The organism is Micromonospora sp. LZ34, assembly GCF_052981855.1.
Genome location: NZ_JBRIQN010000009.1, coordinates 20,011 through 46,153, shown reverse-complemented (window position 1 = coordinate 46,153; position 26,143 = coordinate 20,011). Strand labels below are relative to the sequence as shown.

Here is a 26,143-nt window from a genome sequence, read left to right as displayed (position 1 = left end):
AAGGGCAGCGCCTTGGTCCACTGGGATCACTGCTCCGCCGACTGGCCGACGACCTGATCGCCAAGAGGGCTGCGCCGGTACAGCACGTGCCGTCCGTCGCGGGCGCGAGTGATCAGGCCTGTCGCGTGGAGGACCTGTAGGTGCTGTGACACGGCGCTGGGTGTGACTGTGAGCCGGCGGGCGATCTCCACGGTCGGTAGCGGTTCGGCAAGGAGGTGGAGCAGTCGCGCTCTGGGCGCGCCGAGGAGCGATGTGACGGCGGTCGCGTCGGCGGTCGGTGTCGGCGCCCAGAGCGTTGCTACTCCACGGCAGGGGTATGCCAGCATTGGTGGCTCGTCCGGGCTGACTGGCGGGGCGGGCCTGTGGGAGAAGATGGATGGCACCAGCAGCAGTCCTCGGCCGGCTGCCGCGACGTGGTGCCTGCCGATCATCTTGTCGATGTGCAGGACGCCGTCCTGCCAGCGCAGATTCGGGTGCATGTCGGCGAAGAGCAGGCGTGCGCCTCCTACGGCCAGTTGTCGGGCGCGGTAGGTCGTGTCCGCTTCCAGGACGAGTCGCATCTGCGGCCAAGTCGGCTTGATCGCTGCTTGCCAATAGCGGTGCAGGCGGTCGCAGATGGCGTCGCGGAGTGCGAGCACCGGCTCATCCTCGTTCGCGGTGATTTCCTGAAAGACGGTCGGTAGCGCGCCACGTGGGTACACGGCCAGCACATCGCGGCGTACGACGTCCGGAGGTGTTCGGCGTACGGCGGCCAGTTCGTCCTCGAAGGTCGCGGCGAAGCTCGCCGGCCGGGGCGTGAGGAAGTCCGGAACGCAGCGGTCTGGCCCGACCAGGGACATCAGCAGGTCGGCACCGGGCGCGTCGAGTCTGCCGAGAACCGACCTGCGCCAGGGCAGGTGCAGCGCGTGCAGGCCAGGCTCGCGCAATACTCGCAGGCTGAGCACGGCCTCGTGGATCGGCGAGATCGCGAAGCGGGTGTCCGCGAGGTCTTCGACGCCGAGCATGAAGCTGATCATTTAGCTGCATGCTACATCGTTTGGCGATCGTCGCCGGGGTGCCGTGGACTTTCCGGCATGACACAGATCAACATGACAGACCAGGCCATTCGGCGCACGGCGATCGTCACGGGCGCGGCACGCGGAATCGGCGCCGGAGTGGCCAGGCGTTTGGCGCGCGATGGCCTCGCGGTCGCCGTGGTCGACCTGGTCGAGGAAGACTGCGCCGGCACCGTGGATGCCATCACCCGCGACGGCGGAACGGCGGCGGCGTTCGCCGCCGACGTCAACGACGAGTCGGCGGTGACCGCCGCTGTCGCTCGGATCGCCGCCGAGTTGGGACCACCGACGGTGCTGATCAACAACGCCGGCATCGGCGGCCCCAACGCCGGCGTCGAGGAGACGAGCACCCAGCAGTGGGACGCGGTCACCGGGGTCAGCCTGCGCGGGGCGTTCTTCCTCACTCGGGCCGTGACCCCCTACATGATGGCGGCCGGCTGGGGACGGATCGTCAACATGTCGAGCATCTCCGCGCTCGGCGATTCCGGCCGCGTTGACTACGCCGCCGCGAAGGCCGGTCTGATCGGCTTCACCAAATCGCTCGCGCTGCGGCTCGGGCAGCACGGCGTGACGGCGAACGCCATCGGGCCGGGCTTCGTGGTCAGTGACATGACCAGGGTCGGGGCCCAGCGGCGGGGCCGCAGCTTCGAGGAGCACCAGCGGATCGTGGCGCAGACCATCCCGGTGCGCCGGGTCGGCCAGCCCGAGGACATCGCGCACACCGCGTCGTACCTGGTCAGCCCCGAAGCCGGGTTCGTCTCCGGCCAGGTCATCTACGTCGCCGGCGGGCCGGTGGACTGACGTGATCGACGCTTTCGGACGGGCGGTTCGCAAATGAGTCGCAGGCTGCTGGTGCTCCTCGCCCTCACCTGCGGGGTTGCCGTCGGAAACATCTACTTCCCCCAGACGATCAGCCCGCTGGTCGCCGCCAGCCTGCACGTCAGCGCTGACTCGGCCGCCCTGGTGGTGAGCGCGGTGCAGTTCGGTTACGCCGCCGGGATCTTCCTGTTGGTGCCGCTCGGCGACCGGCTTCCGCACCGCCCGCTGATCGTCACCCTGCTCGGCCTCACCGGGCTGGGGCTGCTCGCCGCGAGCGTCGCGCCCGCGCTGCCGCCGCTCGTCGGCGCGAGCGCCCTGGTCGGGGTCACGACCGTGGTCGCGCCGATCATCGGCCCGATGGCAGCCGGCCTCGTTGCCGACGACCAGCGCGGCGTGGTCAGCGGCACCCTGCTGAGCGGCTCCATCGGTGGCATGCTGCTGTCCCGCACCGTCGCGGGCACCATCGGCGACTGGTTCGGATGGCGGGCCCCCTACCTGACGGCGGCGGTATCCGTGCTGTTCATCGCGGTGGTCATGGCCCGCGTACTGCCGACAACGCGACCGCCGTCCGGGCACCGATACCCGGCGCTGCTGGCCGAGTCGCTGCGCCTGCTGCGCACCGAGGCCGACCTGCGCCGATCCTGCTTCTACCAGGCGACGGTCTTCGCCGGTTTCTCCGCGGTCTGGACCGCCGTCGCGCTGCTGCTCACCGGCCCCACATACGACTTGGGCGCACCGACGGTCGGAACGCTCGCACTGGTCAACGCGGCGACAATGCTGTGCGCCCCGGTCGCCGGACGGCAGGTGGACCGTCGGGGCAGCGACGCGGTGAACCTGGCCTGCCTGCTCGGGATCATCGCCTCGGCCGCCGTCCTCGCGTTCGCCAGTCTCGGCGGGGCGGGGGGCCTCGCGGCACTGGCGCTCGGCACGTTGCTGCTCGACGTCGGAATGCAGTCCGGCATGGTCGCCAACCAGGTACGCATCTACGCCCTGCGGTCCGAAGCCCGGAGCAGACTCAACACCGCCTACATGACCTGCGCCTACCTCGGCGGCAGCCTCGGCTCCTGGCTCGGAGCCCGCGCCTACGCCCACTTCGGGTGGCTGGGCGTATGCGCGGTCCTGGCGCTCCTCGCCGCGATCGCTCTTGCCCGCCACCTGGCGTCAAGCCCTGCCACCGGCCACCCTCGAGCCACAGTCGCCGCCCAGAACACCTGACTAAGGATGATTGTCGTGCCAGCCTCTACCCACCGCGCACCCCTATCGCCGGATGTGCCGATGCACGATGGCCAGCTCACAGTCTCACTCAACGCGGTGCGTGAGCTGGTGGACGCGCAGTTCCCCGAGTGGCGGAGCCTGCCTGTCGGGCGCGTCGCTTCGCAGGGAACGGTCAATGCCATCTTCCGTATCGGGGAACGGTTCACGGCCCGGTTCCCCCTTCAGCCTTGTGAGGTCGACGCGGCGCAGGGCTGGCTGGAACGCGAAGCGGAAGCGGCCCGAGAACTGATGGGTCGTACTCGATTTCCCACCCCCGAGCCGGTCGCCATCGGTGAGCCCGGCGTCGGCTACCCGCTTCCATGGTCGGTACAGACGTGGGTACCCGGTGTCGTAGCCACCGACCAGGACCCCGGTGACTCGTTCGCGTTCGCGCACGATCTGGCCGAGTTCGTCAGTGGCGTGCGAGCCATCGACGCACGGGGACGCACGTTCACAGGCCAGGGTCGCGGTGGCGAGCTACCAGCGCACGACGGGTGGATGGAGACCTGCTTCGGGCACAGCGAGACGCTGCTGGACGTCCCGCTGCTCCGCCGGATCTGGGAGGTCATGAGAGAACTGCCGCGGGGCGAGGCCCCGGACGGGATGAACCATGGTGATCTCATTCCGGGAAACGTCCTCGTCTCCGACGGGCGGCTGGCCGGGGTTCTCGACGTGGGCGGACTGGGGCCTGCCGACCCTGCCCTTGACCTCGTAAGTGCCTGGCACCTGCTGGAACGCGAGCCACGTCAGGCATTTCGGCAGCAACTCGGCTGCGACGATCTCGAATGGGAGCGTGGCAAAGCGTGGGCCTTCCAGCAGGCAATGGGGGTGGTTTGGTACTACCACCAGACCAACGCCACCATGAGTCGGATGGGCCGACGCACTCTCGCGCGCATCATTGCCGACCCGCCATCAGCCTGAGCCGGCACGCCCGAACGCGTTGTCGCAGTCCAGCAAATACCGCCGCGTCGGCTCGCGCCGGATAGCCGCAAGTAACACGCAGACAGAGCGCGGAACCTCGCCGGGTCCGTATCCACCGAGCGGCGGCGTACCCCAGCATGCGGCCGTCCCTGTGGTTCGCGCACCGCCACCTACTGGACGCGCCCTCCGGTCACGCGAACCGCAGAAGCGCAAGTCAGCAGCGAGATCACGTCATGGAGTGGGCCGCCAGGGACTCGAACCCTGAACCTCTGGACTTCAGGTGCCGGTCCGGGGAGCCGGCACCTGCGGCACCGCCTTGCGCAGGTGGTCCAGCACCAGCGGGTCGATCCGCCCCGGCACCAGCCGCTCCTCCAGGTTCTCCATGCCGGCCCAGGAGAAGAGCGCCGCCTCCGGGTCGGCCGGATCGACCGGGTGGCCGAGCGCGGTCAGCAGCGCGCCGACCTCCGCGGCGATCGCGCCGGTCAGGTCGAGCAGGGTGGCCGGGTCGGGCCGGCTGAACAGCATGGTGTGCACCGCGAGCAGCCGGCCCAGCTCGGTCACCGGGTCGGCGTGGTCGTCCACCCGCAGGTCGACCAGCACGTCGCTGGTGCCGCCGTACCCGCCGCCGCGCTCGACCACCAGCAGCCCGGCGCTCTGCCGCCCCCGCCGGTCACCGCCGGCCTGGTCGCCCGCGCGCAGCGCGGCGAGCAGCCGGTCCGGGAACGGCAGCGCGCCCCCGCCCAGCCAGGCGTCCCGCACCGCGTCGATCACCTGCGGGCCGGCCAGGATGTTGCCCTGCGCCGCCCAGCCGTCGCCGGCCTGGCCGCCCGCCCAGTCGTGGCACTGCTCGCCGGTGAAGGTCGCGCCCGGCCCGGTGGCGGCGACTACGCCGAGCTGGCGATGGGCCCGGTCCGGGTCGGCGGCGACCAGCCCGGCCACTACGTCGGCGGCGGCCACCCCGGTCCGCAGCATGGTCAGCCCCTGCGGTCGGTAGGCGAGGTTGACGTTCGCCTGGGTGGCGAGCGCGCCGACCTCGGCCTCGGCGGCCGGGACGAGCGCCCCGGCGGCGAGGAACTTGCTGGCCACGGCCACGCCGTGCAGGCGGCCGTCGGCGGAGCGGGCGACGATGGAGAAGGTCACGCGTGGAGAGTAGTGCGGTGTTCACTAACTTTCACCGGGTGTCCGGCGGTGTTGTGGATCCTCGCCTTTCGGGCGAGCGACTCCCCACCGCGTGGTGGGGCGGGCCTCCGCTGGCCAACTGATCCTCGCGCCGTCCGGGGTGGGCGGCGGGGGTCACGTCGGGACTGGCCGGCGCCGGGTAGGTGCCGGCCGGCTCGACGGTGCGTGACCACCCGTGGCAGCACGATGGCTGTCGGGGTGGTGGGTCCGCCGCCCGGGGTGCGGGTGGCGATGCTGGCGGCCGCGACCAGGTCGCGGTGCCCGGAGAAGTGGCAGTGCGGGCAGGTCAGCGTCCGCCCACGAGGTTTGGGTACCCGCCGGTGGCAGGCGGGGCAGGTCGAGGAGGTGCCCCGTTCGTCGACGAGGCGGATGGTGATGCCGGCGAGAACGGCCTTGTCGGTGAGGACCTGCAGGAGGCGGCCGATCTGCCACTGCCGCAGCCGCAGGTTGTGCCGCCGCCCTGCCGGTAGGTCGAGCACCCCGCGCGGGTCACCGACGTGCAACACCCCCACCCGCTGCTGCTGGGCCCAGGTGATGACTGCCCGGGCGGCCTCGTGCTGGGCCTGGCGGACCCGCCGCCGATGCCGACCCTCCACCAGCCGCGCCCGACGCCGACATTTGCGCCACCGGCGTGACCCCCGCTGACCCGGTTTCGGGGCCCGGCGGGCCCCCGCCCGGCGGCGGGCCTTGGTATCGGCCAGGTGCATGCGGTGCTCAGCGCGGATCGCCCGCCCCGACACCAACAACGCTTCACCGTCGGGGCCGGCCACCGCGTAGGGGTGAATGATTCCCATGTCCACCCCGGCCACCCGGCCCGGATCCGGCTCCTCACCCGGCGGATAGGTGACGACGGGGACTTCGGCGGTGACGTCGAGAAACAGCCGCCCACCCTCGCACAACAGGGTGATCGACCGAACCTGCTCCAGCGCATACGGCACATCCCGCGCCAGCCGCACCCACAACGGCGGGGTGCCCTTCGCGGTCGGGATCCGCACCCGGCGCCCGTCGACGGTAAACTTGCCGTGATACCAACGCACCGGCAGCAGCCCCCGCCGCCGCCGCGGAAACCGGGCCGACACCTCACCCGCCTTACGGCGTTTCGCCGCCGCGAACCACGCGTCGGAAAACCGGCGCAGCACCGACCGGGCACCCGTGGTGTCCAGTTCGGCGAACGTGCCCGGCCCCGACGCCGCCAACTCCCGACACAACTCTTGGTAATTGACCAGAGGAGCGCCGTGGTGGCGGCGCCGCCACGCGTTGACCTTCAACACACACGCCCACACGTCACCCGCCGAGCGCAACAGACCGAAACACCGCCGCCGCTGCCCCGCCGTCACCCGCAACCCCACCCGGGCCGTGCGATGCACGACCCGCGGCGCGGCAGGATCCCGACGGCGAGGCACAAACCGAAGCCAACACCACCCGTACGACATTTCCCCAACCCGGCCTAATTCGGCGAACGTTAATGGCCACCGCATCAGCACGTTGGGGCCGGAATGCATCGACTAGGCTGGATGCCCAGAAGGGCGGCGGCCGCCTCCTGCGGGCCGCCCCGTGCCCGAACGGGCGTCGGCCACCGCGACCGCCGCCAGCAGCACCGCCGCTGTGGCTGCCGCCGCCAGCGACACCACATGTGCCAGGAACGGGATCGGCCCCAGCAGCAGGAGGGCCACGATCCAGCGCGACGGCGACACCCGGCCGAAGACCTCGTATTCGAGCCGGGCGCGGCCGGCGAGGAAGAGCGCCGGCCCGCCGACCACCACTGCCAGCTAGGCCGGCTCGGGGCGGTCCAGCGGATGCTCGCTCACCAGCTCGTAGCCGATCGCCGTGGCGGTCAGCCCGATCACCATCAACAGATGGGTGTCGGCCGCGGACCGGCAGAGTGCCACCGGCTGCCGGGCCCGGGTGACGGCTTCGGCGAGGATCTGGCCGGCGCGCTGCACGTAAATCCGCCAGAGCACGATCGAGGTGGCCAGTGCCAGCCAGAAGGCGATCGCATAGCGGCCGCCGTACGGGCCCTCGCTATAGGGAAACCGGCCACCAGGATCGTCTCGCCGAGCGCGATGAGGAAGAACTGCTGGTACCGCTCGGCCAGGTGCTCACCGGTGATGTCCCACATGGAGGCTGCGGAGCGGCCCAGCCGAGGCATCGGCCAGCCGAACCGGCCGGCGAGGTACTGGACGGCCAGCGCGGCGGTCCAGAGCAGCACCCGCGGGTTGGCCGGCAGCAGCGCCCCGATGATCCAGAGCGTGCCGGTGGTGCTGAGCACGAGTAGCATCCGCACCTTCAACAGCGGTACGGGTGCCGGCCCAGGGCGAGCAGCAGGATCAGCGGGCGGGAGAGCTGCGCGACCACGTACGCCACGGCGAACATCAGCCCGGATTCGCCGTACGCCCGGAGGACCGCCACCCCATCACCATGCTGGCCACCAGCGCGGTGATGACGATGGCCTGCAACCAGAAGTGGTGCGGGTCGTACCGGCTGGTCATCCAGGCGGTGCCCTGCCAGGCCGACAAGAGTGCGAGCAGCAGCAGCAGCGGCTTGGCTCCGCCGGTGACCGCGCCCCAGCCGTCGGCGCCGCCGGGCTCCGGCGCCAGGTCCTCGAACGCCCGGGCCGAGATGGAGGTGAGCGCGAAGACGTAGACCAGGCCGAAGAAGAGTTCGAGGAAGGTCGCCCGGCTGGTGGCCCTGGTTGAGGGGAGCAGGCGCCCGTTCCCGAGGCCGGCCACGGTCAGCCTGCCCCGGTGTCGCACACGCCTATCCCGAAGTCGTAGCACCGCCGCCCGCCCGGCCGCCCGGCAACCGGGAAACCAGCCGGCGGAATCTTGATCCGGGCCGCGGCGAGCGGGCACGATCGACCGGTGACGAATCGATGGGGAATGACGGTGCCGCTGGGCGGGATCCCGCTCGCCGACCACGCCGCGGTCTACGCCGCCCTCGACCGGGCCGGGTTCACCGACGTCTGGTCGTCGGAGGTCAACGGCGCCGACGCGTTCACCCCGCTGGCGCTCGGCGCCGCCTGGCAGCCCCGGCTGCGCCTGGGCACCGCGATCACCCCGGTGTTCACCCGGGGCCCCGGGCTGCTCGCGATGAGCGCCGCCGCGCTCGCCGAGGCCGCGCCCGGCCGGTTCGCGCTCGGCATCGGCGCCTCCTCGCCGGTGGTGGTGGGGGACTGGAACGCCGTCCCGTTCACCGAACCGTTCCGGCGGACCCGGGACGTGCTGCGCTTCCTGCGGGCCGCGCTGGGCGGGGAGACCGTGGACGCGGCGTTCGACACCTTCACCGTCCGCCGGTTCGCCCTGGAGCGGCCGCCGGCCGTACCGCCACCGGTCCTGCTCGCCGCGCTGCGCCCCGGCATGCTGCGGCTGGCCGCCGCCGAGGCCGACGGCGTCATCCTCAACTGGCTGGCCGCCGACGACGTGCCCCGGGCGCTCACCGAGGTCGGCGAGCGGCGGCCCGGGTTCGAGGTGGTCACCCGGATCTTCGTCTGCCCCACCGAGGACGCCACGCACGCCCGCGCGCTGGGCCGCCGGCTGATCACCAGCTACCTCACCGTCCCGGCGTACGCCGAGTTCCACCGCTGGCTGGGCCGGGAGGAGGTGCTCGGGCCGATGTGGCGGGCCTGGGCGGCCGGCGACCGGCGCGGCGCCGGCGCCGCGGTGCCCGACGAGGTGGTCGACGCGCTGGTGCTGCACGGTTCACCGGAGCGCTGCCGCGACCAGGTCGCCCGCTACGCCGATGCCGGGGTGGACGTGCCGGTGCTGGCGCTGCTGCCCACGCCCGAGCTGACCGCCGGCGGCGCGGCCGCGCTGGCCGGCCTGATCGACCGGCTCGGCCCCGCCCCGGTCGCGGCGGCCGGCGGGCGGGAGGGCTGAGGTGAACCTGACCGATCGGATCGCCGTGATCACCGGTGGGGCCGGCGGGATCGGCTCCGCGCTGGCCCGCCGGTTCGCCGCCGAGGGCGCCGCCGCCGTGGTGGTGGCCGACCTCGACGCCGACGCGGCCGACGCGGTCGCCGCCGGCATCGGGCCGGTCGCCCACCCTGCCGCCCTCGATGTCACCGACGAGGAGCAGGTCCGCGCGCTGGTCGTCGACACCGAGCGGCGGTACGGCCGGATCGACCTGTTCTGCGCCAACGCGGGCGTGGCCACCGGCGGCGGAGTGGAACTGCCCGACGCCGACTGGGACCGCGCCTGGCGGGTGAACGTGCTCGCCCACGTCTACGCCGCCCGGGCGGTGCTGCCCGGGATGCTGGCCCGCGGTGGCGGCTACCTGCTCGCCACCTGTTCGGCGGCGGGGGTGCTGACCGCGGTCGGCGACGCCCCGTACACCGCCACCAAGCACGCCGCGGTCGGCTTCGCCGAGTGGCTCGCGGTCACCTACCGGGACCAGGGCCTGCGGGTCAGCGCGCTCTGCCCGCAGGGAGTGGACACCCCGATGCTCGCCGACGGGCTGGCCGCGGGCCACCTCGGCGCGCGGGTGATCGCCGCGTCCGGCGCGATCCTCACCCCCGACCAGGTCGCCGACGCGGTGATCGCCGGGCTGGCCGAGGAGCGCTTCCTCATCCTGCCGCACCCCGAGGTCGCCGGGTACGCCCGCCGCCGCGCCGAGGATCCCGACGGCTGGCAGGCCGGCCTGCGCAAACTCGTCCGCCGCCTGCGCGCCTGAGGACGTCGTCGCTCGCCTTGTGTCGCGGCCCCACACTGGACGCCATGGAGGCTGTCCTCGGCTCACTCGTGGGGGGCGTGCTCGCCATTGCCGGTGGGCTCCTCGTGGCTCTGGCGACCGTCCGGCACGAACGGACCCGGTGGCGACGGGACGCGGAGCTGAAGGCAGCGATCGACCTGCTGTCGGCGCTCCAGTCCCTGGTCCGGCGCCTGATGAACCTCGCCTACCTGGAGGACAAGCGGGGCGACGAGGCGTCGGCCGCGATGGAGCACTACCGGGAGGCGACGATCGCCTGGAACAGCGCGATGTACGCCGTGCTGCTGGTCGGTTCGCCGGCCGGCACCGCTCTGGTGCCCAGCCTCGACCGGGAGGTCGACCGACTCTGGGAATGTGCCATGTCCCGCCGCTGGACGCGGGACGAGTTCCGGGAGGAACGCAAGGCCCTCGGCCAACTCGCCGCACGGTACCTGGCGACGACGCGCAAACTGTCGGGACACGACGCGATCGGGCTTCGCTCGGTGTGGACGTGGGACGACGTCCGCGCGACGGCGCCGGCGAGAAGATCGGTGGGCGAGCCCGCCCACGGCGCCTCGCGCCGGGACGCCAGCTCGACGGGGAAGGCCTAGGTTGCCCCGGGCGGATGCCGGATTCCGCGAAGGTGCCGGCATCCGCCCGGGCGTGGTTCAGCGGCCCTGGAGGGCCTTGACGTTGTCGCCGAAGGTCCAGCCCTTCGACCCGTCCCAGTTCAGTGACCAGGTCATCAGCCCCTTCAGGCCGCCGCGGTAGGTGTTCCAGGCCTGGGCCACCGTCGCTGGGGCCATGTGGCCGCCACCGGCGCCGGGCTGCGCCGGCAGGCCGGGCACCTGCTTGTCGTACGGGACGCGGATGGTGGTGCCCTGGATGACCAGCCCGGCGTTGAGGCAGTCGGTCTGCGCGGTGAAGCCCTGCACGGTGCCGGCCGGGTAGGAGTCGCCGGAGCAGCCGTACATGCTGCCGTTGTAGTACTGCATGTTCAGCCACCAGAGCCGGCCGTTGTCGGCGTACCGCTTGATGATCGGCAGGTACGCGCCCCAGATCGACCCGTAGGTGACGCTGCCCCCGGTGACGTACGCGGTCTCCGGCGCCATGGTGAGGCCGAAGGCCGGGGGCATCTGCGCGAGCACCCCGTCGATGATCCGGATCAGGTTCGCCTGCGACGTGGAGAGCTGGGAGATGTTCCCGCTGCCGGTGAGGCCGGTTTCGATGTCGATGTCGATGCCGTCGAAGTTGTACCGCTTGAGGATCGGCACGATGGTCGCGACGAAGCGGTCGGCGACCGCCGCCGAGCTGAGGTCGATCCCGGCGGTGGCGCCGCCGATCGACATCAGGATGGTCAGCCCGGCGGCCTTGGCCCGGCACATCTCGGCGGGGGTCGGCACCCGGACCGTGGCGTCCATGCCGTCCTCCCACAGCACCGTGCCGTCGGCGCGGATCACCGGGAACGCCGCGTTGATCACGTTGTAGCCGTGCGCGGGGATGCGCGGGTCGGTGATCGGGATCCAGCCCAGCGGCGGGTGGACGCCGTTCGCCGCGCCGTCCCAGTTCTCCCAGTAGCCCTGGAGCACCTTGCCGGTCGGCTTCGGCTTGCCGGCACAGGTCCCGGAGCCGGGCGGGGTGGTCGTCCCGCTGGGCGTCGGCGTGGGAGACGACGTGCCGGTGGGCGTGGGCGACGGTGTGCCGTCGCACGCCCCGAGATCGGTCCAGAGCGACGGTGTGGCGGCGGGTTCCAACCGGCGCCCGGCGGCGGGGTGTGGGTCACCAGCGCCTGGTACAACCGGCCGGCGTAGGTGACCCGGCTGCCGGCGGGGTAACTGGTGCCCTCCGCCCAGGCCGGCGCGGCGCAGGCGGCCAAGGTGGTGTTCGGGCCACCCGTGGTCGCCGCGAAGCCGTGCACCGTCGGCAGCGCCGCGATGCTGGCGACCAGCGCCGCGCCGGCCACCAGCGTGGGCATCGTGCGTCGAAGTCCCATGGCATTCCTCTTCGTCGATGGACGGGAGGTTATCAATTAACTTTGTTAAAAGTAAGAGCCGGGACCGGTCTGCGCTGATGCAACCGCGCCGAGTGGGTCACGCGTGTAACCAGCGATGCGAACCTCAACCCAGCCGTGCGGGCGCCCGCTTCGGCCAGTGACTCCTGGCGTGTCAGCACGACCCACCACCCGCCGCACCTTCCTGGGGGTGGCGGCGCTACTGCCCTTGGCCGGGTGTGCCGACGACACGACGCCTGCCTCCGGCCCCGCCGCTGCCGCTCCCGCGGCGACCGCTCCCTCCGCGGCCGGTCCCGCGGCCGACGCCGCGGCCGAGCGGCACGAGCGCCTGGTCGAACTGGAGCGCAGGTACGACGCGCGCCTCGGGGTGTACGCCCTCGCCACCGGCACCGGCAGGGCCGTGGCGCACCGGGCGGACGAACGGTTCGCCTTCTGCTCGACCTTCAAGGGACTGGCCGCAGCGGCCGTGCTGCATCACAACCCGCTGTCGCACCTGGACACGATCGTCAAGTATGCCGGGCGCGATCTCATGAAGAGTTCCGTCATCACCAGGCGGCACGTGGCCAGGGGGATGACGATCCGTCAGCTGTGTGACGCCGCGGTCCGCCACAGCGACGGCACGGCCGGCAACCTCCTGCTCCGCGATCTCGGCGGCCCGACCCGGCTGACGGCGTACTTGCGCGGCCTCGGCGACCCGGTCACCCGGATGGACCGGATGGAGCCGGCGATCGTGACGGCCGTCCCGGGCGACCCCCGCGACACGACGTCGCCCCGGGCGATCGGCGGCGACTACCAGAAGATCGTGCTGGGGGACGCCCTGCCCGCCGAGAAGCGCGCGTTCCTCCGGGGCCTGCTGGAACGCAACGCCACCGGCGCCGGCGCCCGCCGCGTCCGGGCCGGTGTGCCGCGGGGATGGACCGTGGCCGACAAGACCGGGACCGGTGACTACGGCACGGTCAACGACATCGCTGTGGTGTGGCCCCCGGATTCCGCGCCGCTCGTCGTCGCGGTCATGTCCAGCAAGGCCACCAGGGACGCCGAATACGATCAGGCCCTCATCGCCGAGGCCACCGCGTACGTGGTGGCCACCCTCACCTGAGCCCGGGCCGGCCGCCGATGCGACGGCGACGCGTCCCTCAACCAGTCGTCAACCCATCAGCAGGAACAAGCGCACCGCAGACGCCGCAGCGCGGCCGGCGCGCCAGACGGGAGATATCAGGATGCACGACCCCGCGCGGACCCAGGTGATCGAACCGGTTTCGCCACGACCGCCGGCCCGGCGTCGCGGACGCGGCCGGTTGCTGATCAGTGGCCTGCTGACCCTGGTGCTGGCCGGTACCGCACTGGTCGCGGTCGAGCCGTTGCGCCACCCGCTGCCCGCGTCGACCGTCACCCGGACCCTGCCCGCGTCCACGGTCATCCCCGGCACGGCCCCGAAGATGCCCTGGCCGAAGAGCGGGCAGGCCGCCCTCTCGGTCGACGGGCTGGGCTCGCTCGGCACGTCGGGCGGAAGCCGGCCGGTGCCGATCGCGAGCGTGGCCAAGGTGATGACCGCGTACGTCATCCTGACCGAGCACCCGTTGAAGCGGGGCGAGCAGGGACCGGAGCTCACCGTCAGCGCGGCGCAGGCCGCCGCGTACCCGAGGGAGCTGGCGCGCGGCGAGTCCCTGGTGCCGGTCGTCGCGGGCGCGGTCTTCACCGAACGCCAGGCGCTCCAGGCGGTGCTGCTCCCGTCGGCGAACAACATGGCGCGGATCCTGGCCGCCTGGGACGCCGGCAGCGTGGCGGCGTTCGTCGACAAGATGAACGACACCGCCGCCGCGCTCGGGATGACCGACACCCACTACACCGATCCGGCCGGCCTCGCCCCGGACACCGTGAGCACCGCCGTCGACCAGGTGATCCTGGCTCGCAAGGCGATGGAACTGCCGGCGTTCGCCGAGATCGTGGCGCAGAAGCAGGCCACCCTGCCGGTCGCCGGCACCGTGCGCAACTACAACTCCCTGGTCGGCAAGGACGGCGTGGTGGGGATCAAGACCGGCTCCACCGACGAGGCCGGCGGATGCCTGGTCTTCGCCGCCGTGGTCAAGGTCGGCGGCCGGAAGATCACCATCGTGGGTGCCGTGCTGGGGCAGCCGGGCGCCAACACTCCCGTGCAGCTGGACCGGGTGTTCCGGGCGACCCGGCCGCTGGTCCGCACCGCCGCCGCCGCGATCGCGGTGCGCCCGGTCGTCCGGGCCGGCGAAGAGGTCGCCACCGTGCGCGGACCGCTCGGCACCGGCACGACGATCAACGCCTCGGCGGACCTGGCGGTGGTGGGCTGGCCCGGCATTCCGGTACGGCTGGACGTCGACATCCCGGCCGTACCGGAACAACTGTCGGCCGGGGTCGAACACGGCCGGGTCACCGCGGTTGCGGGGGAGGGCGACCCGGTCACCACCGTGCTCCGCACCGGCGTACGGCTCGAACCACCGAGCACCTGGGATCGCATTCGACAGCACCGTTGAGGCAACGTCGGGTGCAGCACCCCAACGGCGGCGTTGCTGGTCCCTTGGTGGCGCCGGCGGGTTGAGCCAGGCGCGCGGTTGCCCTGCGGGCGCGGCGTCGGCGAGACGATGGGCGGAGGCGGTCTTCAGCGCGGCCCGGGAGCCCCTTGTCCGGTCCAGAGCTCCCGACGATCAACAGCGGGTGCCCTATCGCGTTGGTAAAAAACGGCCACGAAGGATGCTCGGCCCCCGTGCGCCGTGGCGTGGCCAAAGTCGACCTATATGCGCGTCAGTCGAGCTTTATACACGTCACTCGGACTTTGTGCGCGTCGTATCCGGGCAGCATGGGCGGCCGAGTCGACCGCGCGCCGCGCGTATCTCCTGGTGCACCACATCCGGGCAGTCCCGCTATTTGGAATGAATACAAATTGGTGGACATCAACCCGGCTGGCAGGTGAGAATCGGCCAGACCATCGACCGGGAGGGGGCGGGCGTTGGTTAGACGGGCCAACACCGATGCCGGTCAACTTCCCGTGCTTTCCGTGCCACGGTTCGTCGGACGGGACCGGGAACTCGCCGTGCTCGGCCAGGCGCTCGGGCAACCGCCAGCCGTGGTCCTGCTCGACGGTGAGGCGGGCATCGGCAAGACCCGGCTGTTGCGGGAGTTCCTGGCGTCCCCGTCCGAACGTGGACGTCGGGCCCTGGTCGGCGCCTGTCCGCCGTTGCGCGAGCCGTACACTCTCGGCGCCGTTGTGGACGCGGTCCGCGATGGCGTCGGCAACGTGTCCGGGCTGCGGCTCAGCGGCCTGGGCGGCGCACTCCGGCCGTTGTTTCCCGAGTGGGCGGCCAACCTACCGCCGGCGCCGGAGCCGCTGGAGGACGCGACGGCCGCCCGGCACCGGCTGTTCCGGGCCTTCGTCGAGTTGCTCAGCAGGCTGGACGTGGCGGTACTCGCGCTCGAGGACGTGCACTGGGCGGACGAGGCGACCCTGGAGTTCCTGCTCTTCCTGGTCTCCCGCCGACCCCAGCCGGTGAGCGTGGTGGTGACGTATCGGCCGGAGGAGCTGCCACCGGACTCGCTGCTGTTGCGGCTCTCCTCCCGACTGCCCGCCGACGCGCACCTGGTCAGGCTGACCCTGAAGCCGCTGGGGATCGGCGAGACCGCCACATTCGTCTCCTCGATGCTCGCCGACGAGCATGTCTCCGCCGAGTTCGCGGCCTTCCTGCACTCACGAACGGAAGGCATACCGCTGGCGGTGGAGGAGTCGGTGCGACTGATGCACGACCGGGCCGACCTGATCCGCCAGGACGGGGCGTGGGCGCGCCGCCGGTTGGACCACATCGAAGTGCCACCCACGATCCGCGATGCCGTGCTGGAACGCGTCGGGCGGCTCGGGCCCGACACGCGGACAGTCCTGTACGCCGCCGTGGTGCTCGCCGAACCGGCCGACTGCCCGATCCTCAACGCGGTGACCGGTCTGCCCGAGGAGCGGGCCATCGCCCAGTTGGCCGACGCGGTCAGTTGCGGCCTGCTGCGTGAGGACGAGCGCGGCCAGTGGTCGTTCCGGCATTCCCTGGCGTGCCGGGCCGTGTACGAGGCCATCCCTCTCCAGGAGCGGCGCGTCATGCATCTGCGCGCCGGTCGGGCCTTGGAGAACTCGGCGCTGCCGCCGGTGGCACAGCTGGCCCGGCACTTCCGGGAGGCCGGCGACGTCGACGCCGCCTGCCGCTACACCGAGCGGGCGGCCGATCTCTCCACCCAGTCCGGCGACGTGGCCACCTCGGCCCTGCTGCTGCACAACCTGGTCACCACCGTCGCGCTGCCGATGCAGCCACTTTTACGACTGGTGACGAAGATCCACTTTCAGTCGTTGCCCGGGTCCGACCCGTACTCGAAGATCATCGAATCGTTGCGAAGGGCCCTCCACGCCCAGGCTCTGACGCCGGAACAGGAGGCACTGGTCCGCTTCCAGCTCGGCCGGGTGCTCATGGTGGCGGGAGCCATGGAGACGGGCCGGACCGAGATAGCCGAGGCGGTGGCCCACCTCGCGCCGGACTCGCTGGAAGCGGCGCGAGCGCGGATCTTCCTCGCCATACCTCTCGCGGACGCGCGGCCGGCCGCGGAGCATCTGCGGTGGCTGCGCGAGGCGCCCGCGGTGGCGCCGTCGATCGCGCCCCACGAGCGCCTGCGGCTCTTCCTCGAACGCGCCTTCGCGCTGATCATGCTCGGCGAAGAGGCCGGGTGGGCACAGGCCCGGCAGATCCCGGACGACCCCACGAGTCCGCGGGAGGCGGCGCTCGTCGCGATAGGCCAGACGAACGTCGGCGAAGCGGCGATGCGGTGGGGACGGTACGACGAAGCCCGGACACGGCTGGCCAAGGCCCTGGCGCTCGTCGAGAAGCACGATCTCCTGGGCAACGTCGGCAGCATCGCCTCGACGCAGGCCCACCTGGACTGGTTCAGCGGCGCCTGGGCGGGGCTCGCGGAGCGGGTCGCGGAGTTGGTGGACGACGACGACGGGGTGTGGCTGAAGGACCGGGCCGAGGCCGCCCTCGTGGCGGGCCTGATCCAGGCCGCCGCCGGAGACCGGCAGCGAGCGGAGGAGCGTCTGCGCCTTGCCGGGCGCGACGACCAGCAACGCGTCGAGGCGGCGGCGGCGCTGGCGCAGCTGTGCCTGCGCGACGGCAACGTCGACGAGGCGCTCCGCCTCACCGACGAGCCGGCCGACATCGCCGTCCACAGTGGCATCTGGCCCCGGGCCACGGAGGTCGCCCCGGTACGCGTCGCGGCCCTGGTGGCCGCCGGCCAGCGTGACCGCGCCGCCGACCTGGTGACCGCGTTCGAACGGGCCCTGGGCGACAAGGACGCGCCGGCGCCGCAGGCGTCCCTGGTGGTGTGCCGCGCGATCCTGGCCGAAGCCGACGGTCAGCTCGCTCGCGCCGCAGCGTTGTTCGCCCGGGCGGCCACCGCGTGGCAGGCGCTGCCCCGCCCGTACGACGCCCTGCTCGCCCAAGAGCGCCACGCCCGCTGCCTGCTCGCCGCCGGCCAACACGAGGCCGGCCTGCCGATACTGTCCCAGGTGTCGCGGGCGTTGTCGGACCTTGGCGCTCACAACGACGCCGACCGGGTGGCGCGCTCACTGCACGAGCGCGGGTGCCACACCGGGGCGGCGCGGGGCCGTGGTCGGCCCAGCTACGGCAACCAACTCTCCCCGCGCGAGCTGGAGGTGGCCCGGCTGCTGGTCGGCGGCCGGACGAACCGACAGATCGCCGACGCACTGGTGGTGTCGACGCAGACCGTGGCCAGCCAGCTGAAGTCGGCCATGCGCAAGCTGCGCGTGACGTCGCGGACCGCGCTCGCGATCAGAGTCGTGGAGTTGGGCCTCGCCGGCGAGCAGGGGCGACCGCCGGCGGCCGACGAATAAATTCAACCGCCATCTCCGGGCGCGAATAAATAGCGCGTGAGCGAGCGACCGGTTTAAATCCCGCATCTGACCAATCGAGCCGGGACCGGGCACGAATTCACACTTGTCACCATGCTGCCCGCAGAACCGCCGACGTCCGAGCCGGCAGGTGACCCGACCGCGCCGGCGCACGGTGCGAAGGACGAACCGGCACCGGCAGGACCCCCAGCCACCTCGGCAGACGCCCCGACCGCTACCGGCGGTGCCGACGTTGCCGGCGAGTACGAACCGCTCTAGCGAGGAGGCCCATGGTCAGACCGTGATCGCCGCTGGCGAGCGGCGGGTCCGCCCCCGCGCCGCCCAAATCCATTCCGGCGTGCGAAGGCCAAAAGCCTTCGCAGGCACAGGGCGTTCGGACGACCGGCGCCCCACACGCCGTACCCCGGCATATCCGTAGTCGTAAATATGGCAGGAGACCGAGAGATGAGGCGAAGCCCGGCAACGAAGCGTCTCGGGCGACGCTTGGGCGCGATGACCGCAGGCTTGACCATCTTCGCGATGGTCGTGTCGACCACGGCGGCACACGCGACCGAGCCGACCCGACAGGCGCCGCTACCCGATGTCCCACAGAAACGGAACGTGACCGTCCACGCCAACGACGACCTGCTGCGGGCCGTCGCCGCGTCCGGCGCAACCCTCCCGCTGACGCTGATCACCGGCGACAAGGTGCACGTCGGTGTCAACGCCGACGGTAAGCCGGTCGTCCGCGACACCGAGAGCGCGGCGCGGCCCGACGGATCCGCCGTCGTGTTCCACACCATCACCCGCATGGGCCAGGTACACGTCGTACCGAACGACGCCCTGTCGCTGCTCGGCAACGGACTGCTCGACTGGGGGCTGTTCGACCTGACCAAGCTGGCGATGCTCGCCGCGTCCGGCACGGTCGGCGAGGTGCCGGTGCTCGTCACCTACGCCGAGAAGGCCATGGCGGACAAGGCGCCGAAGGCCGCCGGAACGACCGTCGGCAAGACACTACCGAGCATCAGCGGACGCTCGCTGACCATCGCCGGCGACGGCCAGTGGTGGCAGGACGTGCGGGGCAAGACAGCCTCCGACGCGGCCGCCGCCCGGTCCGCCGGGTCCCTGGCCGGGGTCAGGAAGGTGTGGCTCAACGAGCTGGCCCGGATCAGCCTGGACTCCTCCGTACCGCAGATCGGCGCGCCCGTCGCCTGGGACCGCGGGTACGACGGCAACGGCGTGTCCGTGGCGGTCCTGGACACCGGAATCGACCCCGACCACCCGGACGTGGCCGGAAAGGTGGTCGAGCAGGTCGACTTCAGTGGCAACGCCAACGGCCCGCGGGACGGGCACGGGCACGGCACCCACGTGGCAGCCACGATCCTCGGCACCGGAGCCGCGTCCAACGGGTTGCGTAAGGGCGTCGCGCCCGGCGCCCAACTGCGGGTCGGGAAGATCTGCAACGACGGCGGATCCTGCGAGCTCGACGCGATCATCGCCGGCATGGAGTGGGCCGCCCACTCCGGGGCCAAGGTCGTGAACATGAGCATCGGTGGGAGTGCCACCGACGGGACCGATCCGATGAGCCAGTCGCTCAACGAGCTCAGCCGCGCCACCGGGACGCTGTTCGTGGTCGCCGCCGGCAACAGCGGTCCGCAGAGCGGGACGGTCGGCGCTCCCGGCGCCGCCGACGAGGCGCTGACGGTGGCGGCGGTCGACAAGGACGACGAGATGGCCGACTTCTCCAGCCGCGGGCCGCGGGTCGGGGATGGCGCCGCCAAGCCGGACATCGCGGCTCCGGGTGTCGACATCGTCGCGGCCCGGGCGGCCGGCACGTCGATGGGTACGGCGGTGGACGAGCACTACACCAGCGCCAGCGGCACCTCGATGGCCACGCCGCACGTGGCCGGCGCCGCGACCATCATCGCCCAGCAGCACCCGGACCTGACCGGCCAGGAGATCAAGGCGCTGCTGATGGGCACCGCCACCGATCTCGGGCACGACCTCTACGCCCAGGGCGTGGGCCGGGTGAACGTCGCCACCGCGGTCGACCCGACGATCATCGCGGGCGGGAGCCTGAGCTTCGGCCGGCTGGCGTACCCGCACTCGCCGCTGACGAAGACGGTCACCTACACCAACCACACCGACGAGGCGATCACGTTGCACCTCACGACGTCGATCGCCTCCGGCGACAAGCCCGCCCCGGCCGGCCTGTTCACCCTCAGCACCGACGAGGTGACCGTGCCCGCCAACGGGTCGACCGAGGTATCGGTGACGGTCGACGGCACGGTGCTCGGCACCGACGGGGCCTTCGGCCGCTACACCGGCCTGGTGAACGCCCGCGACTCGACGGGCGCGCTGCGGGCGGCCTCACGGGTCAACGCCTTCCTCGAGCCCCAGCGCTTCGGCCTGACGGTGAACGTCGTCCACCCGAAGGACGCCACCACCGTCCGGTACGGCGACGCCATTTTCCTGCCGGTCGACGACAAGGTGCTTCTGCACGACGGCCCGGTCGCCATGGACGGTGCGGACACGATGACCGCGCCGCTCTTCGGCGGCACCTTCGCGGCCGCGGTCGTCGTCGAGTGGCAGGACGCCGCCGGCGAGTGGCACGTCGCCGTACCGATGGTGGCGGAGGTGAACCTCACCAAGGCCACCACGGTCACGTTGGACCTGCGCAGGCTCAAGCCGCTGAAGGTGCAGGCTCCGGCGGCCACCGAGACCTACGACGCGTTGACCAACTTCGAGCGGCTCTCCGCGACCGGCGCGTGGGGGGTGACGGGGGAGCTGACGGCCCAGTACGGCGCCGACGAGCCGAACTGGTGGGCGCTGCCGACCGGCAAGGTGCGCACCGGCACCCTCAGCCACAACACCTACAGCGTGCTGGCGACTCCGGTGGTCACCATGAACGTCATCGGTGGCGGTTCCACCTTCAGCCTGTCCAGCCGCTACCACACCCCGGACGTCTCGATGCCTGCCGGCCAGCAGACCTGGCAGGAGAACGAGACGAGCCTCAACCGTGACATCGTCGTCCCGGTTCCTCGGCTGGCGACCCGCGGGCTCGTGCCGGTGGTCCACGCGGGCACCGGGTCCGCCGCCGACCTCGCCAGGGTCGACGCCCGGGGCAAGCTGGTGCTGTTGACGCCGACCGACATCTGCACGAACACCTGCGACTTCGTGCGGTTGCGGGACGAACGGGTGGCAGCCGCCGCCGCCGCGGGTGCCGTCGGCGTGCTCGTCGCGGCGAGGGGCCTCACCTCGCTGGGCACCTTCCCGACGCAAACCACCACGTGCACCGACGGGGCGCAGAGCTGCCCCGCGGTCCAACCGTACGCCGCGCTGCCGATCGTGAGCGTGTCGTACGACGCGGCGGACCGGCTCATCAAGCGGCTCCAGGCCGACTCACGGCACGTCAGGATCCTCCTGGGTGGCAGCGCCGCACCGACGGTCTACAACGCCTCGTTCGGCGCCGCCGGTCAGATCCCGTCGAACCTGCCGTACCGGACCAGGACCAGGGACTTCGACCGGGTCGACCACCACCTCCACGCCGACCGTCCGGGAGAGATCAGCAGCATCACCTGGCAGCAGCAGCCCCGGTCCGGTGCGGACGCGTTGTCCCTGGACATGCCGCGCACGGCCACGCAGCGGACCCTGACCACCTTCGTCAAGCGGCAGGGCGACGCCATCAACCGGTTCTTCACGGTCTGGGCCGACTACGCCGGAGCCTCGGTGCTCGGCCAGAGCCGCGGCGAGATGCAGGACGTCGCTCTGACCGGCCGGAACACACTTCACTGGAACACCGGACCGACCGTGCCGGGGGCCGTGCCGCAGGTGCGGACGAAGTCCGGCTTCACGGTCCAGACCGGGTATCTGTGCTCGGGCTGCCGGCAGGGTGACACCTTCTACCCGACCCTCTACCTGACCGGCAGCGGCGGCGGCCGCCAGGCGATGATCGGGCTCGTCAACAACACGGGTATCGCGGAGTACTTCTTCGGAAGCGACGCCTGCGAGCCGCCCGCCTGCACCTTCCGGTTGCTCACCGAGTCCGGCGACGAGGTCGAACGTCGCTTCGAACGGCTCACCTGGGGGATCGGCGGCAACTCCGGCGCCACGGCGGATCTCGTCGGGGGTCGGCGATGACGGTCGAGACAGCTAAGGAGACTAACGCGATGAACACGAGCGTGCCGTCGTCGCGGCACCGGAAGGGTACGATCGCCGCGCTGGTCACCGCAGCGGTGTTCGCCCTCGGCTGCTCCGTCGGCGGGGACATCGTCGCCTACGATCTGCCGGCGGAATCGGCCCGGTACACGTTCGAGGCGGAGACCAACGGAGTCACGACGGTGTGGGAGTACACCTCCGACAAACCCACCGAAGGGGACGCCTCGGAGTTGCAGCCGTGCATGGGCGACGTGGTCGGCAACAACACGGCCGCCTGCCGGCCCGAGCCGCTGATCTTCCTGAAGTACGACCTCGGCCTGGCCCTGGACAACACGGCCCGGGCCGGGGTCGCCCACCGGATCACGGTCGTCGGCTACTACCAGGAGCGGCTCACCACCCCGCCCTCGGTGACCTCGTTGCAGGTCGAGGCCAGCTTCGACAGCGGTAAGACCTGGCAGCCGGCGATCACCCGTGCCGCGGCGAAGAACACCTTCACCGCGGAGATCAAGCATCCGAACCGGGATCAGGCCGCTGCCGGTGTCGGGCTGCGGATCAGCGCGACCGACAGCGGAGGCAACACGGTCAGGCAAACCCTTCCCACGGCGTACAGGCTGCGCTGACGGGACGGGTGAACCGACCTGGGGGTTACGGCCGGGGCAGGGAGGTCCCGCCCCGGCCGTTCCCGGGTCCGTCGACGTTCGAGTCGAAGGGATCGACGCCGCTGGCGGCGGCACCGCGAGTCACGCTGCCGACAGCACCGCTGACCCGACTTGGCTCACCATTTCGGGGCTCTGCGCCGGCTTGAGGCTGTGACCTGCATGTTTCCGGTTCGCGAGAGCAGAAACTGCGCACTAATCCAGGTCGTTGAGTTACTGAAGCTGCTACAGGTGCGGGTCGGTGAGGACTGCGGCACTGCATCGGGCGATGTGTGGGCAGGGCGGATCGTCACGGAGGTCCGGTGATCGTCCAGCAGACGATCTCGCCTCCGGTGCGTTCGGTGACTATGGCACAGTCCTGAGTGTGCCGTTCGACGAGCTGCCGGACTGGTTGCCGGCCTGGTGTCTTGACCATCTGGGCGGCGAACCCGCCGGCGTGCTGTTCCAGTCGCGACAGGTCTCGATGGTGTTCGGTCTGCGGTTGGCCGGTGGCAGGGACGTCGTGGTCAAGGCGCGCGCCGACGACGGCCGGGCCTCGTCGTGTGTCGCGGCGCAGGCCCGGCTGGCCGAGCGCGGGTTTCCGTGTGCCCGGCCGCTCACGCCGGTGGTCGGTGTCGGTGCACTGGTCGTGCACGCCGAGGAACTCCGGCCCGGCGGCGAGGTGTTGCACGGGGACTGCCCGGACATTGCTATGCGCTGCGCGGAGGTGTTCGCCCGGCTGATGGCCGAACTTGCCGGCGTGCCCGTCGCGCCGCCGCTGCCGAATCCGCCCTGGGTGCGCTGGGACCACACCGATTCTGGGGTGTGGCCGGCGATCGACTTTCTCGACAGCCGGGACCAGAGTGTCGTGTCCGAGCACATTGTCGAGACGGCTGAGCGGGCCCGGGAGCGGCTGCTGGCCGCCGGCTTGCCGTGCGTGCTCGGCCACGCCGACTTCGAGGCGCAGAACCTGCGGTGGCAGGGCTGGCAGGTGCGGGCGGTGCACGACTGGGACAGCCTGGCGTGGCAGCCGGAGGCAGCGCTTGTGGGAGCGGCGAGCGGGTCGTTCGCCAGTTCCGGGCCGCCCACGCTGGCGCCGATCGAAAGCTCCGAGGCGTTCCTGGTGGCTTATCAAGACATTCGACGGCGCCTTTTCACGGCCGTGGAGCTGGAGATCGCATGGGCGGCCAGCTTGTGGATGGCTGCGTACAACGCCCGGGAGATGGCACTGTGCGGTGGCACCCCGGCGGGCGCCGATGCGCTGCGGGCGCAGGCAGCCGAACGCCTCCGCCGGGCTAATGCGTAACATCAGCACACAAACACCGCCGCCGACGCCATCCACGGCACGCACTAAATGAGCCAAGTCGGGCCGGTCCGTCGACGTTCGAGTCGAAGGGATCGACGCCGGCTGGCGGCGGCACCGCGAGTCACGCTGCCTGGCCGGCCGCGGTCGGTGGAAGTCAGCCGACCCGCGCCGCCGAGCGCTCGTGATCCGTCCGAGGGCAGTGGTGCCCAGGGCTTGGCCCTACTCGGCAGCACCTGACGACTTTGCCGAGGCCTGGGTCATAGCCGGACTGCTGTTGTCGTCGTCCTGATGCTCTGCGGCGATGACGTCGCTGGCCTTCTCGCTGATCATGTAGACCGCCGATGCGATGAAGAACCCTGGGATGTCTGGGAAGACCGAGGCGTCGACGACCCGCAGGCCCTGCACCCCGCGTACCCTGAAGTCGCCGTCGAGCACCGCGTTCGGGTCGTCAGGCCGCCCGATCTTCGCTGTGCCGCAGGCGTGGTGTCCCCAGGCCTGCTGACGCACGAAATCCTTCAGCGCGGCCCGGTCGGTGACCGCAATTCCGGGCACCATCTCGCGGGCCACCCCGGCCAACTGCAGGTGGTCGACCACCTCTCGGGCGATCTCGATGCCTTCCACGACACCCTCGAGGTCCTCCTCGTGTCCGGCGGTGCCTTCCTCGAAGTAGCGGAAGCGGATGTCCGGCACCTCGCGCGGGTCGCTTGATCGCAGGCTCACGGTGCCGGCCCGGTTGTTGGTGTGCGCCTTGAGAACCAGCATCGAGAGCCGGTTGTGGAACTCCATGCCCTTGCGTGAGTATCCGGGGTAGTACCCGTGGAAGTCGATCGGTATTGAGAAGACGATGAGGTCCGATTCCTGCTTGGCGACACTGGACTTCGCGATGATCGCGGCGAGTGTGCCGTTGGTGGCGTACGGCCCGTTCGCCTTGTCTCGCCACTCCGAGAACAGCGCGTCGCCGGCCCCCGTGAGGTCGCTGGGCACGTCCATCTCCGAGCCGTCAAAGATCGGGTAGTTCCGGTCCAGCTCCCAGGTCACCGTTACCTCGTAGCGATCGTGCAGGTTCGCGCCGACCCCGGGCGCATCGACCCGCACCGCGATGCCGTGCTGTTCCAGCTCCGCCCGGGGCCCAATGCCAGACAGTTTCAAAAGCTGCGGGGTGTTGTACGCACCGCCTGCGAGGATGACTTCCTTCCGGGCATACACCACCGATGGCTGCGGATCAGCAGGGACCTCGCCGTCATGTCGCCCAGGGTCGTCGGCGTTCGAAATGACCGGTGCTGCGGCGTACAGCCGTGCGCCCTCGAGGTATTCCACCCCGACTGCGCGATCCCCGTTGAACACGACCTTGGTGGCGAGTGTGTTGAGTCGTATGTCGAGCTTGTTCGACGCCCGGCGCCGCACATCCTGCAACCGTTCCCGGCTGCCGTTACGGTGACCGTCGCGCACTGACACGGGAATGAACGCCATGCCCTGGTAGTCAGCCGGTGTGTCGAGTGCGTTGGGATCACGCGGCAGCGGGATCTCCTGCGGGATGCCGAAGCGGTGCCTGCTGGCCTGTTCCATCGCATTGATGATGTCCAGGAACATTGGTTCCCGACCGCCGATCTGCGGGTGGGCTCTGGTGGTGGCGAGCCATCCCTCCGCGCCGTGCGCGGCCTTGCGGTCGCGCGCTGCTTCGTCGTCACCGGGCAGAGGCAGCGCGTCGACGCCCTGCCAGGATTCCAGGCGGTGGAAGAGCTTGCGCATCGGAGCCGAACCCCACGAGGGGTCGCCGGTCAGGTCGGCCAACCGGTCCCAGGCGCTGGGATGCGGGTAGATCGTTATCGTGGCACTGACCGCGGTGCTCCCGCCGAGGGTGCTGCCACGCGGGTAGAGAACTCCGTCCCGCTCAGCGACGAACTTGGAGTCCTTGACCTGTATCGCCCGCTCGTCCCAGTGCCGCACGAAAAAATCCCAACGCATGTTGGCGTCCTCGCCGGCATACAGATGCATGAGCGGGATCGAGTAGTACGGGCAGGCGTGGTCGTCCCCTGCTTCGAGCACCAGCACGGAGTGCCCGGCCAGCGCCAGGTTCGCCGCAAGTGGACCGCCGCCCGCGCCTGATCCGACGATGACGAAATCGTACTCGTCCCGCGGCGGCCCGGAATCGTGCGTACCCGCTTCGTCCTCCTGCATCCGCATGGCCTCCATCAGAACCTGTTCGCACTGACT

20 protein-coding genes and 3 pseudogenes are annotated in these 26,143 nt (G+C 71.2%); 13 read left to right on the top strand and 10 right to left on the bottom strand.

Annotated elements, in window-relative coordinates:
• Positions 1-26: 26 nt before the first annotated feature.
• Entirely contained in the window at positions 27-1,016 is a 990-nt protein-coding gene (locus ACVCAH_RS12520) for a MarR family transcriptional regulator (RefSeq protein WP_447136258.1), read from the bottom strand.
• Between the two features lie 72 nt (positions 1,017-1,088).
• Between ACVCAH_RS12520 and ACVCAH_RS12515 the strand changes: the two genes are divergently transcribed.
• The 3 genes from ACVCAH_RS12515 (at position 1,089) to ACVCAH_RS12505 (ending at position 4,049) form a co-directional block, all read left to right on the top strand.
• The gene (locus ACVCAH_RS12515; RefSeq protein ID WP_447136386.1) at positions 1,089-1,856 is read left to right on the top strand and encodes an SDR family NAD(P)-dependent oxidoreductase; all 768 of its coding nucleotides are present in this window, start codon (positions 1,089-1,091) and stop codon (positions 1,854-1,856) included.
• A 33-nt stretch (positions 1,857-1,889) separates the two neighbouring features.
• Positions 1,890-3,089 carry an MFS transporter gene (locus tag ACVCAH_RS12510; protein WP_447136257.1) on the top strand — a complete coding sequence of 400 codons (1,200 nt, stop codon included), beginning with the start codon at positions 1,890-1,892 and terminating at the stop codon, positions 3,087-3,089.
• A 96-nt stretch (positions 3,090-3,185) separates the two neighbouring features.
• Entirely contained in the window at positions 3,186-4,049 is an 864-nt protein-coding gene (locus tag ACVCAH_RS12505; protein ID WP_447136256.1) for an aminoglycoside phosphotransferase family protein, read from the top strand.
• Between the two features lie 276 nt (positions 4,050-4,325).
• On the opposite strand, the gene ACVCAH_RS12500 is transcribed toward ACVCAH_RS12505, so the two are convergent.
• The 6 genes and pseudogenes from ACVCAH_RS12500 to ACVCAH_RS12475 all read right to left on the bottom strand — a co-directional run bounded on the left by ACVCAH_RS12500 (position 4,326) and on the right by ACVCAH_RS12475 (position 7,957).
• Positions 4,326-5,189, bottom strand: coding sequence for a DUF1028 domain-containing protein (locus tag ACVCAH_RS12500; RefSeq protein WP_447136255.1), 864 nt, complete (start codon positions 5,187-5,189; stop codon positions 4,326-4,328).
• Positions 5,186-6,661 carry an RNA-guided endonuclease InsQ/TnpB family protein gene (locus ACVCAH_RS12495; protein WP_447136385.1) on the bottom strand — a complete coding sequence of 492 codons (1,476 nt, stop codon included), beginning with the start codon at positions 6,659-6,661 and terminating at the stop codon, positions 5,186-5,188. The genes ACVCAH_RS12500 and ACVCAH_RS12495 overlap by 4 nt, the downstream gene beginning before the upstream one ends.
• Before the next feature lie 72 nt (positions 6,662-6,733).
• A complete protein-coding gene (locus ACVCAH_RS12490; RefSeq protein ID WP_447136254.1) occupies positions 6,734-6,988 on the bottom strand; it encodes a hypothetical protein in 255 nt (84 codons plus the stop codon).
• 9 nt (positions 6,989-6,997) lie between these two features.
• Positions 6,998-7,506: pseudogene (locus ACVCAH_RS12485) on the bottom strand (low temperature requirement protein A).
• Positions 7,507-7,514: 8 nt separating this feature from the next.
• On the bottom strand, positions 7,515-7,637 hold the full coding sequence (locus ACVCAH_RS12480) for a hypothetical protein (protein WP_447136253.1): 123 nt from the start codon (positions 7,635-7,637) through the stop codon (positions 7,515-7,517).
• Entirely contained in the window at positions 7,601-7,957 is a 357-nt protein-coding gene (locus tag ACVCAH_RS12475; RefSeq protein WP_447136252.1) for a low temperature requirement protein A, read from the bottom strand. Before ACVCAH_RS12475 ends, ACVCAH_RS12480 begins: the two co-directional genes overlap by 37 nt.
• A 150-nt stretch (positions 7,958-8,107) precedes the next feature.
• On the opposite strand from ACVCAH_RS12475, the gene ACVCAH_RS12470 reads away from it, so the two are divergent.
• The 3 genes from ACVCAH_RS12470 to ACVCAH_RS12460 are packed head-to-tail and all read left to right on the top strand — an operon-like array spanning position 8,108 to position 10,522.
• Complete coding sequence (locus ACVCAH_RS12470) at positions 8,108-9,103, top strand: LLM class F420-dependent oxidoreductase (protein ID WP_447136384.1); 996 nt, start codon at positions 8,108-8,110, stop codon at positions 9,101-9,103.
• A 1-nt stretch (position 9,104) separates the two neighbouring features.
• Positions 9,105-9,896 carry an SDR family oxidoreductase gene (locus ACVCAH_RS12465; RefSeq protein WP_447136251.1) on the top strand — a complete coding sequence of 264 codons (792 nt, stop codon included), beginning with the start codon at positions 9,105-9,107 and terminating at the stop codon, positions 9,894-9,896.
• Positions 9,897-9,940: 44 nt separating this feature from the next.
• Positions 9,941-10,522 carry a hypothetical protein gene (locus tag ACVCAH_RS12460; RefSeq protein ID WP_447136250.1) on the top strand — a complete coding sequence of 194 codons (582 nt, stop codon included), beginning with the start codon at positions 9,941-9,943 and terminating at the stop codon, positions 10,520-10,522.
• A 57-nt stretch (positions 10,523-10,579) separates the two neighbouring features.
• On the opposite strand, the pseudogene ACVCAH_RS12455 reads toward ACVCAH_RS12460, so the two are convergent.
• Positions 10,580-11,829: pseudogene (locus ACVCAH_RS12455) on the bottom strand (glycosyl hydrolase family 18 protein).
• Here ACVCAH_RS12455 and ACVCAH_RS12450 point away from each other — a divergent pair.
• From ACVCAH_RS12450 to ACVCAH_RS12440, 3 genes are all read left to right on the top strand, one after another.
• A complete protein-coding gene (locus ACVCAH_RS12450; protein WP_447136400.1) occupies positions 11,750-11,944 on the top strand; it encodes a hypothetical protein in 195 nt (64 codons plus the stop codon). The pseudogene ACVCAH_RS12455 and the gene ACVCAH_RS12450 overlap by 80 nt on opposite strands.
• A gap of 129 nt (positions 11,945-12,073) precedes the next feature.
• Positions 12,074-13,021, top strand: coding sequence for a class A beta-lactamase (gene bla / locus ACVCAH_RS12445; RefSeq protein ID WP_447136249.1), 948 nt, complete (start codon positions 12,074-12,076; stop codon positions 13,019-13,021).
• A gap of 199 nt (positions 13,022-13,220) precedes the next feature.
• Entirely contained in the window at positions 13,221-14,429 is a 1,209-nt protein-coding gene (locus ACVCAH_RS12440) for a D-alanyl-D-alanine carboxypeptidase family protein (RefSeq protein WP_447136248.1), read from the top strand.
• A gap of 45 nt (positions 14,430-14,474) precedes the next feature.
• Here ACVCAH_RS12440 and ACVCAH_RS12435 read toward each other — a convergent pair.
• A pseudogene (locus ACVCAH_RS12435) lies at positions 14,475-14,570 on the bottom strand (HD domain-containing protein); the annotation flags it as partial.
• Positions 14,571-14,950: 380 nt separating this feature from the next.
• Here ACVCAH_RS12435 and ACVCAH_RS12430 point away from each other — a divergent pair.
• From ACVCAH_RS12430 to ACVCAH_RS12415, 4 genes are all read left to right on the top strand, one after another.
• Positions 14,951-17,833, top strand: a complete 2,883-nt coding sequence (locus ACVCAH_RS12430) for a helix-turn-helix transcriptional regulator (protein ID WP_447136247.1) — start codon at positions 14,951-14,953, stop codon at positions 17,831-17,833.
• Between the two features lie 618 nt (positions 17,834-18,451).
• A complete protein-coding gene (locus ACVCAH_RS12425) occupies positions 18,452-21,970 on the top strand; it encodes a S8 family peptidase (protein ID WP_447136246.1) in 3,519 nt (1,172 codons plus the stop codon).
• Between the two features lie 29 nt (positions 21,971-21,999).
• Complete coding sequence (locus ACVCAH_RS12420; protein WP_447136245.1) at positions 22,000-22,608, top strand: hypothetical protein; 609 nt, start codon at positions 22,000-22,002, stop codon at positions 22,606-22,608.
• A 400-nt stretch (positions 22,609-23,008) separates the two neighbouring features.
• The gene (locus tag ACVCAH_RS12415; RefSeq protein WP_447136244.1) at positions 23,009-23,929 is read left to right on the top strand and encodes a phosphotransferase; all 921 of its coding nucleotides are present in this window, start codon (positions 23,009-23,011) and stop codon (positions 23,927-23,929) included.
• 219 nt (positions 23,930-24,148) lie between these two features.
• On the opposite strand, the gene ACVCAH_RS12410 is transcribed toward ACVCAH_RS12415, so the two are convergent.
• Positions 24,149-26,113, bottom strand: a complete 1,965-nt coding sequence (locus ACVCAH_RS12410; RefSeq protein ID WP_447136243.1) for a GMC family oxidoreductase — start codon at positions 26,111-26,113, stop codon at positions 24,149-24,151.
• Positions 26,114-26,143: the final 30 nt, after the last annotated feature.